General features: G+C 58.2%; 16 protein-coding genes. 1 reads left to right on the top strand and 15 read right to left on the bottom strand.

Features of this window, described 5'->3' with window-relative positions; translation table 11 throughout:
• Positions 1-13: 13 nt before the first annotated feature.
• The gene (locus tag KP808_RS06840; RefSeq protein ID WP_002554707.1) at positions 14-1,126 is read right to left on the bottom strand and encodes an S-(hydroxymethyl)glutathione dehydrogenase/class III alcohol dehydrogenase; all 1,113 of its coding nucleotides are present in this window, start codon (positions 1,124-1,126) and stop codon (positions 14-16) included.
• Between the two features lie 110 nt (positions 1,127-1,236).
• Here KP808_RS06840 and KP808_RS06835 point away from each other — a divergent pair, with 110 nt between their 5' ends.
• Entirely contained in the window at positions 1,237-2,127 is an 891-nt protein-coding gene (locus KP808_RS06835; protein ID WP_170947352.1) for a LysR family transcriptional regulator, read from the top strand.
• Here the strand turns inward: KP808_RS06835 and ispD are convergent, their stop codons facing one another.
• The 14 genes from ispD to KP808_RS06765 form a co-directional block, all read right to left on the bottom strand.
• Positions 2,128-2,838 (bottom strand): 2-C-methyl-D-erythritol 4-phosphate cytidylyltransferase, encoded by a 711-nt coding sequence (gene ispD / locus KP808_RS06830; protein WP_230017865.1) that lies wholly within the window; start codon positions 2,836-2,838, stop codon positions 2,128-2,130.
• Between the two features lie 13 nt (positions 2,839-2,851).
• Complete coding sequence (ftsB, locus tag KP808_RS06825) at positions 2,852-3,130, bottom strand: cell division protein FtsB (RefSeq protein WP_002554710.1); 279 nt, start codon at positions 3,128-3,130, stop codon at positions 2,852-2,854.
• Between the two features lie 190 nt (positions 3,131-3,320).
• A complete protein-coding gene (gene eno / locus KP808_RS06820; protein ID WP_057421376.1) occupies positions 3,321-4,607 on the bottom strand; it encodes a phosphopyruvate hydratase in 1,287 nt (428 codons plus the stop codon).
• A 139-nt stretch (positions 4,608-4,746) separates the two neighbouring features.
• Positions 4,747-5,592 (bottom strand): 3-deoxy-8-phosphooctulonate synthase, encoded by an 846-nt coding sequence (gene kdsA / locus KP808_RS06815; protein ID WP_230017864.1) that lies wholly within the window; start codon positions 5,590-5,592, stop codon positions 4,747-4,749.
• Between the two features lie 14 nt (positions 5,593-5,606).
• Positions 5,607-7,238: a CTP synthase gene (locus tag KP808_RS06810; RefSeq protein ID WP_002554712.1), complete on the bottom strand. Its 1,632-nt coding sequence runs from the start codon at positions 7,236-7,238 to the stop codon at positions 5,607-5,609.
• Between the two features lie 263 nt (positions 7,239-7,501).
• Positions 7,502-8,839, bottom strand: coding sequence for a tRNA lysidine(34) synthetase TilS (gene tilS / locus KP808_RS06805; RefSeq protein WP_230017862.1), 1,338 nt, complete (start codon positions 8,837-8,839; stop codon positions 7,502-7,504).
• A 152-nt stretch (positions 8,840-8,991) separates the two neighbouring features.
• The gene (gene accA / locus KP808_RS06800) at positions 8,992-9,939 is read right to left on the bottom strand and encodes an acetyl-CoA carboxylase carboxyl transferase subunit alpha (protein WP_058407350.1); all 948 of its coding nucleotides are present in this window, start codon (positions 9,937-9,939) and stop codon (positions 8,992-8,994) included.
• Positions 9,940-10,067: 128 nt separating this feature from the next.
• Complete coding sequence (dnaE, locus tag KP808_RS06795) at positions 10,068-13,589, bottom strand: DNA polymerase III subunit alpha (RefSeq protein ID WP_002554715.1); 3,522 nt, start codon at positions 13,587-13,589, stop codon at positions 10,068-10,070.
• 68 nt (positions 13,590-13,657) lie between these two features.
• A complete protein-coding gene (rnhB, locus tag KP808_RS06790) occupies positions 13,658-14,311 on the bottom strand; it encodes a ribonuclease HII (protein ID WP_058399658.1) in 654 nt (217 codons plus the stop codon).
• An 11-nt stretch (positions 14,312-14,322) separates the two neighbouring features.
• The gene (lpxB, locus tag KP808_RS06785) at positions 14,323-15,465 is read right to left on the bottom strand and encodes a lipid-A-disaccharide synthase (protein ID WP_058399657.1); all 1,143 of its coding nucleotides are present in this window, start codon (positions 15,463-15,465) and stop codon (positions 14,323-14,325) included.
• 2 nt (positions 15,466-15,467) lie between these two features.
• The gene (lpxA, locus tag KP808_RS06780; RefSeq protein WP_002554718.1) at positions 15,468-16,244 is read right to left on the bottom strand and encodes an acyl-ACP--UDP-N-acetylglucosamine O-acyltransferase; all 777 of its coding nucleotides are present in this window, start codon (positions 16,242-16,244) and stop codon (positions 15,468-15,470) included.
• Entirely contained in the window at positions 16,241-16,681 is a 441-nt protein-coding gene (gene fabZ / locus KP808_RS06775) for a 3-hydroxyacyl-ACP dehydratase FabZ (protein ID WP_002554719.1), read from the bottom strand. The genes lpxA and fabZ overlap by 4 nt, the downstream gene beginning before the upstream one ends.
• A 109-nt stretch (positions 16,682-16,790) precedes the next feature.
• Positions 16,791-17,846 (bottom strand): UDP-3-O-(3-hydroxymyristoyl)glucosamine N-acyltransferase, encoded by a 1,056-nt coding sequence (gene lpxD / locus KP808_RS06770; protein ID WP_058399656.1) that lies wholly within the window; start codon positions 17,844-17,846, stop codon positions 16,791-16,793.
• 2 nt (positions 17,847-17,848) lie between these two features.
• The gene (locus tag KP808_RS06765; protein ID WP_002554721.1) at positions 17,849-18,352 is read right to left on the bottom strand and encodes an OmpH family outer membrane protein; all 504 of its coding nucleotides are present in this window, start codon (positions 18,350-18,352) and stop codon (positions 17,849-17,851) included.
• Between the last annotated feature and the right edge of the window lie 37 nt (positions 18,353-18,389).

The following is an 18,389-nucleotide window of genomic DNA, read 5'->3' as shown; positions in this document are numbered from 1 at the left end:
TTGCCGCCGCTCCTCAAAAATGAATGACGGTGCGGATGCTTTTGCCTTCATGCATCAGGTCGAACGCCTTGTTGATGTCTTCCAGGCCCATGGTATGGGTAATGAACGTATCCAGCGGAATTTCGCCGGTCTGCGCCATGTCGACATAGCTTGGCAGTTCGGTGCGGCCACGCACGCCACCAAATGCCGAACCGCGCCAGACGCGTCCTGTCACCAGTTGGAACGGACGGGTAGAGATTTCCTGACCGGCACCGGCCACGCCGATGATGACCGACTCGCCCCAGCCCTTGTGGCAGGATTCCAGCGCTGCACGCATGAGCTGTACATTGCCGATGCACTCAAAGGAGAAATCCACCCCGCCATCAGTCATGTCAACTATGACTTCCTGAATAGGACGGTCGAAATCTTTCGGATTGACGCAATCAGTCGCGCCCAACTGTTTGGCGATCTCGAACTTGGCCGGGTTGATATCGATGGCGATGATTCGAGACGCTTTGGCTTTGACCGCGCCGATCAGTGCTGAGAGGCCGATACCGCCCAGACCGAAGATCGCCACGGTATCGCCAGGCTTGACCTTGGCAGTGTTGAGCACCGCACCGATACCGGTGGTGACACCACAACCCAGCAGGCAGACTTTTTCCAGCGGTGCCTGTTTGTCGATTTTGGCCACCGAGATTTCCGGTAGTACGGTGTATTCGGAGAAGGTCGAAGTGCCCATGTAGTGGAAAATCGGCTCGCCCTTGTAGGAAAAGCGCGTGGTGCCATCCGGCATCAGGCCTTTACCCTGAGTGGCACGAATCGCCTGACACAGGTTGGTCTTGCCCGAGCGGCAGAATTTGCACTGACGGCATTCCGGGGTATACAGCGGAATGACGTGGTCGCCGACCGCGACAGAGGTGACACCTTCGCCAATGGCTTCGACAATCGCACCGCCTTCGTGGCCGAGGATCGACGGAAAAATCCCCTCGGGATCGGCACCGGAAAGTGTGTAGGCATCGGTATGGCAGACGCCGGAGGCCACTACTTTGAGCAGCACTTCTCCCGCCTTGGGCATGGCGACATCGACTTCAACGATCTCCAATGGCTTTTTGGCTTCAAAAGCGACAGCAGCGCGCGACTTGATCATCAAACTTCTCCGACGGGTAAAAACAAGGTTTGCAGTGTAGTACAGTGCCAATTGGCGAGTAATACGGCTAAAAGCAAAACATTAATGCTGTACAGGGATAATCGATGCACATCAATCGCTGGGAAGGTCTGGACGAATTCGTTGCGGTCGCTGAATGCGGCCAGTTCACAGCGGCTGCACAAAGGCTTGGGGTTTCCTCGTCACATATCAGCCGCCAGATCGTGCGCCTTGAAGAACGACTGCAAACCCGTTTGCTTTATCGCAGCACGCGCAAGGTCGCGCTGACAGAGGCTGGTCAAACGTTTTTACATCACTGCCAACGTTTGCAGGACGGCCGCGAAGAAGCACTGCGCGCTGTAGGCGATCTGGCCAGCGAGCCGAAAGGGTTGCTGCGCATGACCTGCGCTGTGGCTTATGGCGAGCGCTTCATCACGCCCCTGGTGACACGCTTCATGGACCTGTATCCGCACTTGCGGGTCGACATTGAGCTGAGCAATGAAACGCTCGATCTGGTGCATGAAGGGATGGATCTGGCGATTCGCCTTGGCCGGCTACAGGATTCGCGCATGGTTGCAACCCGCCTCGCGCCACGGCAAATGTATCTGTGTGCTGCGCCTTCCTACATTGAACGCTACGGGCGACCTCACAGCCTGTCGGAACTGAATCGCCACAACTGTCTGGTCGGGGGCAGCGATACCTGGCAGCTTCAGCAGAATGGCCGCGAGTTTTCTCAGAGAGTGCAAGGCAACTGGCGCTGCAACAGCGGTCAGGCGGTTCTGGATGCCGCGCTACATGGGGTTGGCCTGTGTCAGTTGCCAGACTATTACGTGCAGAAACACCTCAATGACGGAACGCTGGTTTCATTGCTGGAAGCCCATCAACCGCCCAATACTGCCGTTTGGGCGCTCTATCCGCAGCAAAGGCACCTGTCGCCCAAGGTACGCAAGCTGGTGGACTACCTTAAGGAAGGATTGGCGATGCGTGATGAGTACCGCCAGTAGCTAACGGCCGAACTCAGTGCGGCGTTGACGCAACCATTCAAGATCCTCGGGGCGAGTGACCTTGATGTTATCGGACCGACCTTCGACCAATCGCGGCGACTGCCCTGCCCACTCGATCGCCGATGCCTCATCGGTGATGTTCACGTTCGACACCAGGCTGTCCGCCAGGGCGCGATGCAGGGCCCCAAGACGAAACATCTGCGGCGTGAATGCTTGCCAGATCAGGCTCCGGTCGACGGTTTCAAGCACGCGACCATTGCTGTCGGCACGCTTGAGGGTATCGCGGGCCGGTACAGCCAGCAGGCCGCCAACCGGGTCGTCAGCCAGCTCGCCGAGCAGATTATCCAGATCACTGCGCGCCAGATTAGGACGCGCAGCGTCATGCACCAGCACCCAGTCATTGTCACTCGCGCCCTGCGCATGCAGGTACAGAAGCGCATTGAGCACCGAGCCTGAGCGCTCGCTGCCGCCATCCACCCGCTGAATGCGAGTGTCTTTAGCGCAGGGCAATGCAGCCCAGTAAGGGTCGTCCACAGCCAGACTGATCACCAGTCCCTTGAGCCGGGGGTGATCGAGAAAGCAAAGCAGGCTGTGTTCAAGAATTGTCAGGCCGCCCAGTTGCAAATATTGCTTGGGACGGTCAGCTGCCATGCGAGCACCAATGCCCGCTGCAGGTATCACTGCCCAGAAGGCAGGAAGAAAGTCTTTCATTGCACCAACTTGATTATTGCGCGAGCTGGTAAAGGGTTTCGCCGTCCTTGACCATGCCCAATTCATGTCGGGCACGCTCTTCGACGGTTTCCAGACCCTTTTTCAACTCCATGACCTCGGCATCAAGCACGCGGTTGCGCTCCAGCAGCACCTCATTCTCAGCGTGCTGGTCGGCAATCTGCTGAGTCAGGCTGGCCACTTGCGCAAGGCTTCCGTTACCGACCCAAAGGCGGTACTGCAAGCCAGCCAGCAACAGGAGCAGGACGAGGAACAACCAGTTAGGACTGCGCATTGAAATATCAGGTACCCAGTAAAAAAGACAGCAGAGCCAACGTGAACAACAAACGACTGAGGGCATTGAGCCTGACATAAGCCAGGCTCAATCACTCCAGATTACTGCGGAGCGTCAGCATCGGAGCTGCACAGGCAAGTCAGGTGACTCGAATCTGTACAGCACTCTGCGTCTTTTTACCATCTATGGCTCAACCGCGAAACTCGGCACGACCACGATACGCGGCCTTGGAGCCCAATTGCTCCTCGATGCGCAGCAGTTGGTTGTACTTGGAAACGCGGTCGGAGCGGCACAGCGAACCGGTTTTGATCTGACCGGCAGACGTGCCCACAGCCAGGTCGGCAATGGTCGAATCTTCGGTTTCGCCGGAACGGTGAGAGATGATCGCAGTGTAACCGGCAGCTTTGGCCATCTGAATGGCTTCCAGCGTTTCAGTCAGGGAGCCGATCTGGTTGAACTTGATCAGAATCGAGTTGGCAATCTTCTTGTCGATGCCTTCTTTCAGGATCTTGGTGTTGGTCACGAACAGGTCGTCACCGACCAGTTGGACTTTCTCGCCGATCTTGTCGGTGAGAACTTTCCAGCCATCCCAATCAGACTCGTCCAGACCGTCTTCAATGGAAATGATCGGATGCTTGCGCGTCAGCTCGGCAAGGTATTCGGCAAACTCGGCGGAGCTGTACTCGCCCTCTTCGCTGAGTTTGTACTTGCCGTTCTTGTAGAACTCGCTCGCCGCGCAGTCCAGCGCCAGGGTCACGTCGGTGCCCAGCGTGTAACCCGCATTGGCGACGGCTTCGGCAATAGCGTCGAGCGCGTCTTTGTTGGACGCAAGGTTGGGGGCGAAACCGCCTTCGTCACCGACAGCGGTGTTCAGGCCACGCGCCTTGAGCACTGCCTTGAGGTGATGGAAAATCTCGGTACCCCAGCGCAGGCCTTCAGCGAAGGTTTTGGCGCCGACAGGCTGGATCATGAATTCCTGGATGTCGATGTTGTTATCGGCATGCTCGCCACCGTTGATGATGTTCATCATCGGCACCGGCATGGAGTACACGCCCGGTGTGCCATTGAGGTTGGCGATGTGCGCGTACAGCGGCAGATCCTGATCCTGAGCCGCCGCCTTGGCAGCTGCCAGGGAGACCGCAAGAATTGCGTTTGCACCCAGGCTTGCCTTGTTCTCGGTGCCGTCCAGCTTGATCATCGCGTGATCCAGAGCCTTCTGGTCAACCGGGTCCTTGCCCAGAAGCAGGTCACGGATAGGGCCGTTGATGTTGGCTACAGCCTTCAGAACGCCCTTGCCCATGTAACGGCTCTTGTCGCCATCACGCAGCTCCAGCGCTTCGCGCGAGCCGGTTGAAGCACCAGACGGCGCGCAAGCGCTGCCAACGATGCCGTTATCGAGGACCACATCTGCTTCCACAGTGGGATTGCCACGGGAGTCGAGAACTTCACGACCTTTGATGTCGACGATTTTTGCCATTGTTGTAAACACTCCAAGATTGACGAAAACGACGCAGCTGGGAAAACAATGCTCGCAGTCAGACGCAGAAAAAGGCAGGTCTGAATGCGACAACCCCGTCACGAATGACGGGGAACGGCACTTTACCGGAGAACCCTGTTCAAGCGGTCTCTACGATCGGAAAACTTTTGACAAGTTCATCCAGTGACTTGAGCTGGGCCAGGAACGGCTCCAGCTTGTCCAGACGCAAGGCACACGGACCGTCGCATTTGGCGTTGTCAGGGTCCGGATGCGCTTCAAGGAACAGGCCGGCCAGATTCTGGCTGATGCCGGCCTTGGCCAGATCCAGGACCTGAGCGCGGCGGCCACCGGCAGAATCGGAGCGACCACCCGGCATCTGCAGGGCGTGTGTCACATCGAACAGGATCGGGTATTCGAACTGCTTCATGACGCCGAAGCCGAGCATGTCCACCACCAGATTGTTGTAACCGAAGCTGGAACCCCGCTCGCACAGAATCAACTGATCATTACCCGCCTCTTCGCACTTGGTCAGGATGTGTTTCATTTCCTGAGGTGCGAGAAACTGGGCTTTCTTGATGTTAATGACTGCTCCGGTCTTCGCCATCGCAACGACCAGATCGGTCTGACGCGACAGGAAGGCCGGCAACTGGATGATGTCGCACACTTCAGCAACCACGGCCGCCTGATGAGGCTCGTGCACGTCGGTGATCAGCGGCACGTTGAAGGTGCCCTTGATCTCTTCGAAAATGCGCATGCCCTCTTCAAGGCCCGGCCCGCGGTAGGAATTCACCGAAGAGCGGTTGGCCTTGTCGAAGCTGGCTTTGAACACGTAAGGGATACCGAGCTTTTCGGTCACCCTTACGTACTCTTCACAGACCTGCATGGCCATATCCCGGGACTCGAGTACGTTCATGCCGCCGAACAGCACCATTGGCTTGTCGTTGGCGATCTCGATCGAACCTACGCGAATTGTTTTCTGAGCCATGTGTGAAGTCCCTGTCAGGAGTTTTTCTGATGTTGAGCCAGTGCCGCCTTGACGAAACCGCTGAACAGCGGATGACCGTCACGGGGCGTGGAAGTGAATTCCGGGTGGAACTGGCAAGCGACGAACCATGGATGATCCGGTGCTTCGACCACTTCAACCAGCGCACCGTCGCCGGAGCGACCGGAAATCTTCAGGCCTGCCTCGATCAGTTGTGGCAGCAGGTTGTTGTTCACTTCATAGCGATGACGATGACGCTCGACAATCACGTCCTTGCGGTAGCAGTCGTGTACCAGCGAACCGGCTTCAAGCTGGCAATCCTGTGCCCCTAGACGCATGGTGCCGCCCAGATCGGAACTTTCGGTACGGGTTTCGACTGCACCGGTGGCATCTTCCCACTCGGTGATGAGACCCACCACGGCGTGCGCGCTGGTACGGTTGAACTCGGTGGAGTTGGCGTCTTTCCAGCCCAGCACGTTACGTGCGAACTCGATGACCGCCACTTGCATGCCCAGGCAGATGCCCAGATACGGCACCTTGTTTTCCCGTGCAAACTGGACGGCAGTGATCTTGCCCTCGACGCCGCGCAGGCCAAAGCCGCCTGGAACCAGAATCGCATCCACGCCTTCCAGCAGGCCGGTGCCCTGGTTTTCGATGTCTTCGGAATCGATATAACGCAGGTTCACCTTGGTACGGTTGGTGATACCGGCGTGGCTCATGGCTTCGATCAACGACTTGTAGGCGTCGAGCAACTCCATGTACTTGCCGACCATCGCGATGGTGACTTCGTGCTCGGGGTTGAGCTTGGCGTCGACGACCTTGTCCCACTCGGACAGATCGGCACCCTCACATTGCAGGCCGAAGCGCTCGACCACAAAATCGTCCAGGCCTTGCGAATGCAGGATGCCCGGGATCTTATAGATGGTGTCCGCGTCTTCAAGGGCGATAACCGCACGCTCTTCAACGTTGGTGAACTGAGCGATCTTGCGACGCGAGGACACGTCGATCGGGTGGTCGGAGCGGCAGACCAGTACATCAGGCTGCAGACCGATTGAGCGCAATTCTTTCACCGAATGCTGAGTCGGCTTGGTCTTGGTCTCGCCGGCAGTGGCTATGTAAGGCACCAGCGTCAGGTGCATCAGCATCGCGCGGCGTGCGCCGACTTCGAAACGCAACTGGCGGATGGCCTCGAGGAACGGCTGCGACTCGATGTCACCCACCGTACCGCCGATTTCGACCAGCGCCACGTCGGCATCGCCTGCACCCTTGATGATGCGGCGCTTGATTTCGTCGGTGATATGCGGAATGACCTGAATGGTCGCCCCCAGATAATCACCACGGCGCTCTTTGCGCAGGACGTGTTCGTACACACGGCCGGTGGTGAAGTTGTTGTTCTGGGTCATGGTGGTGCGGATGAACCGCTCGTAGTGACCAAGGTCCAGGTCGGTCTCGGCGCCGTCGTGAGTGACGAACACCTCACCGTGCTGGAACGGGCTCATGGTGCCTGGGTCCACGTTGATGTAGGGATCCAGTTTGAGCATGGTGACCTTGAGTCCCCGCGCCTCCAGGATGGCCGCCAATGAAGCCGAGGCAATGCCTTTCCCCAATGAAGAAACAACACCGCCCGTGACGAAGATGTAGCGCGTCATGAAAAACCCTAGAAGTCTGCGTTAAAGCGGTCAGAGCCGCCGGGGATAGCGAAGGAAGGCCGAAGCCCCCGATTACCGACAAAATTCACGGTGCACTCCCGAAACTGCTGCGTTGAAACCGACCGGCCGAAGCCAGTGTGGTGCGCGCTACATTTTAAGAATTACCCAGTAAACACTGGTTGGTAACCGGCAACTTGCGTTGTTTCAAAAGAACCAACAGAAGTTGTATCAAGAAGGGAGCGTAGTCTACCTGAAAGGGCCTTTCAGCTCAAACTTTGGTCGCTGGTCGGTACAACCCAGTGCAAACGCCAGCTTTCATTGGGCGAACCGTCCAGTCCAGGCAGGTTGGCGACGGCCAGCAGGTCATTATCGCAGTAAAGCAGCGGCAATCTGCCGCGCAGAAAAACCGGTACAGCCTGCTCATTTAGCAGCCGTTTTAGATCACGACTGCCGCGTCCGCCGAGGAGCATCAGCTCTCCTCCCTGCCGGTAGCGGATTTGCAGAGCGCCACACGGCGCATCACCTTCAAGGCTTACCCAGCCATTGCCCGGCAAGTGCAGCGGTGTACGGCAGTCGGGCCAGTCTGTTACCCGGTGACAGTCGCGTCCCCAGTCAACCGGCACCCACCAAAGGCAGCCCTGCGCCCTGTGCAGCTCGCCATCGGCAAGCCGCCACAGCGGACGGGCATCCTGCGCCGCGTCGCGCAATGCCTCCCAGCCAGCCCAGTGATCGGTGTCCGGCAGACGCGTCAGCGGCGCAAGCCAGTGGCGCAGTGCATTGCGCTGCCTTGCTGCGGACAGCGCGGCAAGCGGGCCCAACCTCAGCACCGGCAAGCCAAGCCAGGCAAATGGCGTCGTGGCCTGGGCACTGGCCAGATCCTGCACGGCAAGCTCGTCCAGCAATTGCTGTGCTTCGCCAAGGTGGCCCGCCGTACGCGCCAGACTGGCCGCCGCGTGAGGCCATCTGGAGGTCAGCAATGGCAGCACGTCACTGCGCAAGAAGTTGCGCGAGAATCGGGAGTCGTCGTTGCTCGGGTCTTCGACCCAATTCAGGCCGTGCTGATGCGCGTAGCCTTCAAGTTCGGCACGAGACACTGCCAGCAGCGGTCGCACCAGATGCCCACGCCCCAGAATTCGCCGATCGGGCATGGCAGCCAGACCGCGTACACCAGCGCCGCGCAGCAGGCGGAACAACAGGGTCTCGGCCTGATCGTCACGGTGCTGGCCGGTGAGCAATACATCCCCCTCAGCCAGCCTGCCAGTGAAAGCGGTGTAACGCGCCTGCCGGGCAGCCTGCTCGATGCTCGCACCAGGATCGACGCTTACCCGAACCAGCTCAAATGCCACACCCAGCGCCTGACAAACCTGCCGACAATGTTCAGGCCACGCATCGGCAGCGGCCTGCAGGCCGTGATGAACGTGAATGGCGTGTAAGACAGGCAAGGTTTCGCATTTGGCCAGTTCAGCCAGAAGATGCAACAGCACCGTGGAGTCCAGGCCACCGGAAAAGCCGATATGCCAGGTTGGCGCGTTGCGCCAGGGAGCCAAAGCCTGAAGGAGCCTGGCAGGAAGGTCATGACCGCTATATGTGGAGGTGGTCATTGGTGTTTCTCACCGGACTTCGCTTATTCACGCACTGATCGGTCCAGTGCTCAAGCCAGCCCTTTCGCGAACAAACGAAGCGTCGCGCGGTTCGCTCCCACGTCCTTTGGGCAGAAGCCCGCAAGACGTGGGAACAATCGAGGCGACGCAGCTTACAGACCGTAGCTCATCAAGCGGTCATAACGGCGGGCCAGCAGCTCATCGTTATCGAACGCCTTGAGCATTGCCAACTGGCTGCTCAGTTCTTCACGAATCAGCGCAGCGGCAGCAACCGGGTCGCGATGTGCACCGCCCAGTGGCTCGGCGATAACCTTGTCGACGATGCCCAGACCTTTCAGGCGATCAGCGGTGATACCCATCGCTTCAGCAGCATCCGGTGCCTTCTCGGCGGTTTTCCACAGAATCGACGCGCAGCCTTCCGGGGAAATCACCGCGTAAGTCGAGTACTGCAGCATGTTCAACTGATCACAGACGCCAATGGCCAGCGCACCACCGGAACCGCCTTCGCCGATAACGGTAGCGATGATCGGCGTCTTGAGACGGGCCATCACGCGCAGGTTCCAGGCAATCGCTTCGCTCTGGTTGCGCTCTTCAGCGTCGATACCAGGGTAGGCACCCGGTGTGTCGATGAAGGTCAGAATCGGCATCTTGAAGCGTTCGGCCATCTCCATCAGACGGCAAGCCTTGCGATAGCCCTCGGGACGCGGCATGCCGAAGTTGCGACGAACCTTCTCGCGCACTTCACGACCTTTCTGGTGGCCGATAACCATGACCGGCTGGCCGTCGAGACGGGCAATACCGCCGACGATTGCTGCGTCATCGGAGAAATGACGATCACCGTGCAGCTCATCGAACTCGGTAAAGATGTTTTCGATGTAGTCCAGCGTGTAGGGACGACGCGGATGGCGTGCCATGCGCGCGATCTGCCAGCTGGTCAGATTGCCGAAGATGCTTTCGGTAAGCGTCTTGCTCTTGTCTTGCAGCCGGGAGATCTCGTCGCCGATGTTCAGCGAGTTGTCGTTACCCACCAAGCGCAGTTCTTCGATTTTGGCCTGCAAGTCAGCGATAGGCTGTTCGAAATCAAGAAAATTCGGGTTCATAGGCATCCGTCTTGGGTCGACGGCCAAGAGGCCGGCCGGTTGATCCGTCTGCGCCGTTCCTGTTCGGAACCGGCGCGTTCAGGTCGAAATTAAAATTCAGGGTTGAGCGCAAGTCGAGCCTGCGGCGTTCAACGATACTGGAGAAAGACGTTCTCACGTCCGAACTGGTCACGCAGAGCTTGAATCAAGCTGTCAGCGGGATCAATCCGCCATGCTTCTCCCAATTGCAGCAATGCACGGGCGTCCTGCCCCGTGTAGTCCACTGTGATCGGGCAGGCACCGCGATGGCGCTTGCACAGATCACCCAACCAGCGCAGCCGGTCGCCCTTGAGTGCTTCGGCGCGTACCGTCACTCGCAGGCTCTCGGCCAGATTGGTGCGCGCATCTTCGATACTCATGACCCGCTTGGCACGCAATCGCAGCCCTCCGGAGAAGTCATCATTACTGACTTCGCCTTCGACCACCACCATAGCATCGGTCTGCAGCAGTGATTGAGCCGAATGAAACGCTTCGGCAAACAGTGATGCTTCAATGCGTGCAGAGCGATCGTCCAGGGTAATGAACCCCATCTTGTCGCCCTTCTTGTTCTTCATTACGCGCAAGGCAATGATCAGGCCGGCCACCGTCTGGGTGTCTCTGGCGGGCTTGAGGTCGATGATGCGCTGACGAGCGAAGCGGCGAATCTCGCCTTCATATTCATCGATCGGGTGACCGGTCAGGTACAGGCCCAGGGTTTCCTTTTCACCGCGCAGACGGTCCTTGAGGCTCAGCTCGCGGGTCTTGCGATGATTGGCGTAAACATCGGCATCCGCTTCAACGAACAGGCCGCCAAACAGGTCTGCGTGACCACTGTCGTGGCTGCGCGCGGTCTGCTCTGCCGCCTGAATCGCTTCTTCCAGCGCGGCAAGCAGCACCGAGCGGTTACGATCAATGTTGGCCTGATAGGCCTTGGGTTCCAGTTCGAAGTACGGCCCGAGACGATCCAGCGCACCGCTGCGAATCAGACCGTCCAGGGTTCGCTTGTTGACCCGCTTGAGATCGACGCGGGCGCAGAAATCGAACAGGTCCTTGAACGGCCCGTTCTGACGCGCATCGGTAATCGCCTCGACCGGCCCCTCGCCCACCCCTTTGATGGCACCAAGCCCGTAAAGAATGCGGCCATCATCGCTTACCGTGAATTTGAACTCCGATGTGTTCACGTCCGGCGCGTCGAGGCGCAGCTTCATCGTGCGCACTTCTTCGATCAAGGTCACGACCTTGTCGGTGTTGTGCATATCCGCCGACAATACCGCAGCCATGAACGGTGCCGGGTAGTGAGTCTTCAGCCAGGCGGTCTGATATGACACAAGTCCGTAGGCAGCCGAGTGGGATTTGTTGAAGCCGTAACCGGCGAATTTCTCCACCAGATCGAAAATGTTACCGGCCAGGTCCGGATCGATGTTGTTGGTCTTGCAACCCTCAATGAAACCGCCGCGCTGCTTGGCCATTTCCTCGGGCTTTTTCTTACCCATTGCGCGACGCAGCATGTCTGCACCGCCGAGGGTGTAACCGGCCATGACCTGCGCGATCTGCATCACCTGTTCCTGATACAGGATAATGCCGTAGGTCGGTGCCAGTACCGGCTTCAGTCCTTCGTACTGATAATCGACGTGCGGGTAGGACAGCTCGGCGCGACCGTGTTTACGGTTGATGAAGTCGTCAACCATGCCCGATTGCAGCGGGCCGGGGCGGAACAGCGCCACCAGTGCGATCAAGTCTTCCAGACAGTCGGGCTTGAGCTTTTTGATCAGCTCTTTCATGCCGCGCGACTCTAGCTGGAACACAGCCGTGGTTTCGGCGCGCTGCAGCAGCTGATAGGTCGGCATGTCGTCGAGCGGGATGAACGCGATGTCCAGCGGTTCTTCGTTGACCTTGGCGCGGTCGCGATTGATAGTCTTGAGCGCCCAGTCGATGATGGTCAGGGTGCGCAGACCGAGGAAGTCGAACTTCACCAGCCCCGCCGCCTCGACATCGTCCTTGTCGAACTGGGTTACCAGGCCGTCACCGGCCTCGTCGCAATAGATCGGCGAAAAGTCGGTCAGCTTGGTCGGGGCAATCACCACACCACCGGCGTGCTTACCGACGTTACGCACAATGCCTTCGAGCTTGAGCGCCATCTCCCAGATTTCCGCAGCTTCCTCATCCACCTTGAGGAAATCGCGAAGAATCTCTTCCTGCTCGTAGGCTTTTTCGAGGGTCATGCCGACTTCGAACGGGATCATCTTCGACAGACGATCCGCCAGTCCGTAAGACTTGCCCTGCACCCGCGCCACGTCACGCACCACCGCCTTGGCCGCCATGGAACCGAAGGTGATGATCTGGCTAACCGCATTGCGACCGTATTTCTCGGCCACGTATTCGATCACCCGATCACGGCCGTCCATGCAGAAGTCGACGTCGAAGTCAGGCATGGAAACCCGTTCCGGGTTCAGAAAGCGTTCGAACAGCAGATCGTATTCCAGCGGGTCGAGGTCGGTGATCTTCTGTACATAGGCAACCAGCGATCCGGCACCCGAACCACGACCCGGCCCCACCGGTACGCCATTGCTCTTGGCCCACTGGATGAAGTCCATCACGATCAGGAAGTAACCAGGGAAGCCCATCTGGATGATGATATCCAGCTCGAAATTCAGCCGGTCGACATACACCTGACGCTTGGCTTCGTAATCTTCGGTGGTGTCCTTGGGCAACAGGACGGCAAGACGCTCTTCGAGGCCATCGAACGAAACCTTGCGGAAATACTCATCGATGGTCATGCCATCGGGAATCGGGAAGTTGGGCAAAAAGTGAGTGCCCAGCTTGACGTCGATGTTGCAGCGCTTGGCGATCTCGACGGTGTTTTCCAGCGCCTCGGGCAGGTCGCTGAACAGCTCGGCCATTTCTTCCGGGCTTTTCAGGTATTGCTGATCGCTGTAGTTATGCGAACGACGCGGATCGTCCAGCGCCCGGCCTTCGCCAATACACACGCGAGTCTCGTGGGCTTCGAAATCAGTCTGCTTGATGAAACGCACATCGTTGGTCGCAACCAGCGGCGCACCGTGACGTTCGGCCAAGGCAACAGCGGCATGCAAGTGCTCTTCGTCATTGTTGCGATTGGTGCGCTGCACTTCGATATAGAAACGATCGGGAAATACCGCCATCCATTCGCGCAGCAGTTCGTCCGCCTCGCCGGGGTTGCCGCCGAGCAACGCCATGCCGATCTCGCCTTCCTTTGCAGCGGAAAGCGCAATCACGCCTTCACTGGCCTGCGCGACCCATTGGCGCTGGATGACGATCTGGCCGTTGCGCTGGCCTTCGATAAAACCACGGGAAATCAGTTCGGTCAGGTTCCGGTAGCCCTGGGCATTCATGGCCAACAGGCTGATGCGACTGAGCGCAGCGTCTTCATCCCTGCCCGCCAGCCACAAGTCGACACCACAGATCGGCTTGATACCAGAGCCTTGCGCGGCCTTGTAGAACTTGACCAGCGAACACATGTTGTTCTGGTCGGTCACCGCCACGGCAGGCATGTTCATGCCGGTCAGCGCCTTGATCAACGGTTTGACCCGGACCAGACCGTCAACCAGCGAGTATTCGGTGTGCAGGCGTAGATGAACGAAAGAAGCCGGCATGGTGATCCTATAAAACGCGAAAATACAAAAAACGAAGGGCAGGATTGTAACGGGCCCGGGATGAAACGTCAGTCCTGCAATAAACCGACTGGCAGCGGGATCGACCCGCCGATCATTATGGATGCTCGCGCTTCATGGGCTGCACGCACAGGTGCAAAGGAGCGTCGATGAATAGGCGTAGGCCCCAACCGGGCCAATGCCTCCAGGTGCACCGGGGTAGGATAACCCTTGTGCCCACCGATGCCATAACCCGGATAGATGAGTTCGAACGCTGCCATTTCCCGATCCCGGCTAACCTTGGCGAGAATCGATGCGGCCGCGATGGCAGGCACCTTGGAGTCGCCTTTTACAACCGGCGCAGAAGGCACTGACAACTGCGGGCAACGGTTGCCGTCGATGAGCGCCAGCTTCGGCGTGATACTCAACCCCTCGACGGCACGTTTCATGGCCAGCATCGTGGCGTGCAAAATATTCAATTCGTCGATTTCTTCAACTTCAGCCCGGGCAATGAACCAGCACAGGGCCTTCTCCTGAATTTCGACGTAGAGCTTTTCGCGCCGGGCTTCAGTCAGCTTCTTTGAGTCGTTGAGCCCGAGAATAGGCCGGGCAGGGTCGAGAATGACTGCCGCCGTCACAACCGCTCCGCACAGCGGGCCGCGGCCTACCTCATCAACACCTGCTACCAGATCCTCGACGAGTGTGAAATCCAGACCTGTTTGCATGATGGGCGACCTCACAGTGAAGACGACTGGCCGAGCAGGCTCAACACCGCATCAGCGGCCTGATTGGACGCATCTCGGCGCAAAATACGGTGAATGGCATCAAAGCCTGCGGTTTGCGCCTGACCGTCGTCGATCAGCGGCAGCAGCGTCCGGGCCAACGCTTCGGGGGTGGCGTCATCCTGCAGCAGTTCTGGCACCAGCAGGCGCTGGGCAAGCAGGTTAGGCAGCGACACGTAAGGGCTTTTGACCATCCGCTTGAGTATCCAGAAGGTCAGCGGCGCCAGACGGTAGGCCACCACCATCGGTCGCTTGTAAAGCAGGGCTTCCAGGGTCGCGGTGCCGGAGGCGATCAGTACCGCATCGCATGCGGCCAGCGCCACATGTGACTGACCGTCGAGCAGCGTGACTGGCAGATTGCGGCCTTGTAACAATTGCTCTATCTGAACCCGCCGCTGAGGGCTGGCGCAAGGCAGTACAAAACGCAGGCCAGGACGCTGCGCGAGAAGAAGCTCGGCAGCATCGAAAAACAACCCGCCCAGACGCCCTACTTCGCCGCCCCGGCTGCCCGGCATCAGCGCAACAACGGGCGCTTCCTGAGCAAAACCAAGCCCAGCGCGGGTCGCGGCGCGATCTGACTCCAAAGGGATGGTGTCTGCCAGCGGATGACCGACAAAGCGTACCGGTACGCCCTTCTCTTCATAGAAACGGGCTTCGAATGGCAACAATGTCAGCATCAGGTCACAGCCTTCACGAATCTTCAGCACACGCTTCTGACGCCAGGCCCAGACTGACGGGCTGACATAGTGCACGGTCTTGATCCCCGCGCGGCGTAGCTGAAGTTCGATATTGAGTGTGAAGTCGGGGGCATCGATGCCGATGAAGACGTCCGGCTTTTCCTTGATGAGGGTCTCTACCAGAAGCTTGCGCCGGGCCAGCAGCTCACGCAGCCTGCCTAGCACCTCGACCAGCCCCATCACCGACAGGCGCTCCATCGGGAAGTAGGACTGCATGCCCTCAGCCTCCATCAGCGGGCCACCCACGCCGATAAAACGGATATCGGGATGGCGCACCTTGAGGGCACGCATCAGGCCGGACCCGAGGATATCGCCGGATGCTTCACCAGCGACCAGAGCGATACATAATGGCTTGGTCATGATTAGCGAATGATACCGCGGGTCGACGTCTGGATAGACTGAAGGAATACGGCCACTTCAGGGAACTGCGCCGCCGGCTCAGCAAGGTCGGCCGCCGCCTGCGCGATGGTCAGCCCCTGACGATAGACCGTCTTGTAGGCTCTGCGCAGCGCATGAATGGCTTCTTCGGAAAAACCACGACGGCGCATGCCTTCGAAATTCATACTGCGCGCCTCGGCAGGGTTGCCAAACACCGTCACGAACGCCGGAACGTCCTTGCCAATGGCCGTACCCATGCCGGAAAAGCTGTGCGCACCGATGTGGCAGAACTGATGCACAAGGGTAAAACCGGACAGGATGGCCCAGTCATCGACATGAACGTGGCCTGCCAGTGCGGTGTTATTGACCAGAATCACGTGGTTGCCGATCACACTGTCATGGCCGATGTGCGCATAAGCCATGATCAGGTTGTGATCGCCGAGCGTGGTTTCAGCACGGTCCTGAACAGTCCCGCGGTGGATGGTCACGCCTTCACGGATCACGTTGTGATCGCCGATGACAAGACGGGTTTCCTCGCCCTTGTACTTCAGATCAGGCGTGTCTTCGCCCACCGATGAGAACTGGTAGATGCGATTGTGCTTGCCGATCCTGGTTGGTCCCTTGAGGACAACATGAGGACCGACGACTGTACCCTCGCCAATTTCCACACCGGCTCCGATGATCGACCAAGGGCCAACCTCCACGTTGTCGGCCAGAATGGCCGTCGGATCGATGATTGCGCGAGGGTCAATCAAACTCATAGTTTACGTTCCGCACAGATGATTTCGGCAGAGCATACCGCCTTGCCGTCAACTGTAGCCTTGCATTCGAATTTCCAGATCTGACGCTTGCTGCTCAGGAACTTCGCTTCAAGAACCAGCTGGTCGCCCGGCAGAACCGGTTGACGGAAACGCAGTTTGTCCGAGCCCACGAAATAATAGAGCGTACCGTCTGACGGCTTGGAGTCGAGCATCTTGAACGCAAGAATACCCGCAGCCTGTGCCATTGCCTCGATGATCAACACACCCGGCATGATGGGATGCTCAGGGAAGTGGCCGTTGAAAAAAGGCTCGTTGACGCTGACATTCTTGTAGGCGCGAATGTTCTTGTTCTCGATATCCAGCTCGGTCACGCGGTCCACCAGCAGGAACGGGTAACGATGAGGCAGATATTCGCGAATTTCTTTGATGTCCATCATTTCGAGGGGAAGCCTGTAGTAAAGATTAGGGGTGCGTCGCGACTGCGCAGCACCCCTCTACATCAAGGAGGCAGTTTATCGACTGTGCACGCTTGATATTAAAAAGGTATCAGCCATCAGATGAGCGATTATCGGAGCAGGTCACTGTCTCTACAGCCTTTTCGAGCTTTTGCAGACGCCGCGCCATGTCATCGATCTTGCGCAGACGGGCTGCGCTCTTGCGCCACTCGGCAGCGGGCTGCATTGCCGTACCCGACGAGTAGGAACCCGGCTCGGTAATGGAATGCGTCACCATCGTCATGCCGGTGATGAAAACACCATCACAGATTTCGATATGCCCCACCAGCCCTACACCGCCGGCCAGCATGCAGTGCTTGCCGATTATGGTGCTTCCGGAGATGCCGACACACGCAGCCATCGCTGTGTGATCGCCAACCTGTACGTTGTGGGCAATCTGAATCTGGTTATCCAGTTTCACGCCGTTGCCAATTCGCGTATCGGCCAAAGCACCGCGATCGATCGCCGTGTTGACGCCGATCTCGACGTCATCACCCAAGGTGACGCCACCGATTTGTGCAATTTTCTGCCAGACACCCTTCTCATTGGCAAAGCCGAAACCTTCACCGCCCAGCACCGCGCCCGACTGAATGACCACACGCTTGCCGATGCGCACATCGTGATAAAGCGTTACACGCGGTGCCAGCCAGCCACCTTCACCAATTTCGCAACGAGCACCGATGAAGCTGTGCGCACCAATGGTGACACCGGCTGCAATACGGGCACCGCTCTCGATAACTACGAAAGCGCCAATACTGGCGGCAGGATCAACCTGAGCATCGTCGGCAATCACTGCCGTCGGATGAACGCCCGCCACGCTTTTGGGCTTGGGGTCGAAAAAGTGCGAAATGCGCGCATAGGCCAGGTAAGGATCCGGGACCAATAGCGCATCTCCGGTGTAGCTGTCGGCATCTGCGGGCTTGAGCAGCACGGCAGCAGCCTGGGCATCAACCAGAAATTTACGGTATTGAGATTTTGCCAGGAAACTGATTTGACCAGGGCCGGCCTCTTGTAAAGCGGCCAGCCCGGTGATGTCCTTGTCCTTGTCGCCACGTAGCGTAGCGCCAAGGAACTCGGCCAATTGGCCGAGCTTGATGGTTATGCTCATGGTTACTTCAGCTGGTTCATGCGCTCGATGACCTGGCGAGTAACGTCGTATTGAGGCTTGACGTCAATCACTGCACCGCGCTCGAAGACCAGATCGAAACCACCTTTCTTGATGACTTCTTCAACAGCCTGATCCAGCTTTGGCTTCAACTGCTTGAGCATTTCACGGTCAGCAACTGCCTTGGCTTCGTTCAGTTCCTTGGACTGGAACTGGAAGTCCCGAGCCTTTTGCTTGAATTCAAGCTCCAGACGCTCGCGCTCAGGCTGAGCCATCTTGTCGCCGCCGCTGACCAGACGGTCCTGAATACCCTTGGCGCTGCTTTCCAGGCTTTTCAGCTTGGTCAGTTGCGGACCGAATTTTTTCTCGGCATCAACAGCGTATTTCTTGGCAGCGTCAGATTCCAGCAAGGCCATCTGATAGTTCAGTACAGCAATTTTCATGTCGGCAAATGCAGGGCTTGCAACCAGAACGGTTGCCAGCAGTACCAATTGAGTCAACTTACGCACAATACAACTCCTACAAAATTCGTTGCGTTATCAAAGA

The sequence above is a fragment of the Pseudomonas savastanoi genome (genome assembly GCF_020917325.1).
GTDB classification, from domain to species: domain Bacteria; phylum Pseudomonadota; class Gammaproteobacteria; order Pseudomonadales; family Pseudomonadaceae; genus Aquipseudomonas; species Aquipseudomonas amygdali.
Note: the sequence above shows the minus strand (reverse complement) of the source record. Positions and strands in the feature narration are given on the sequence as shown.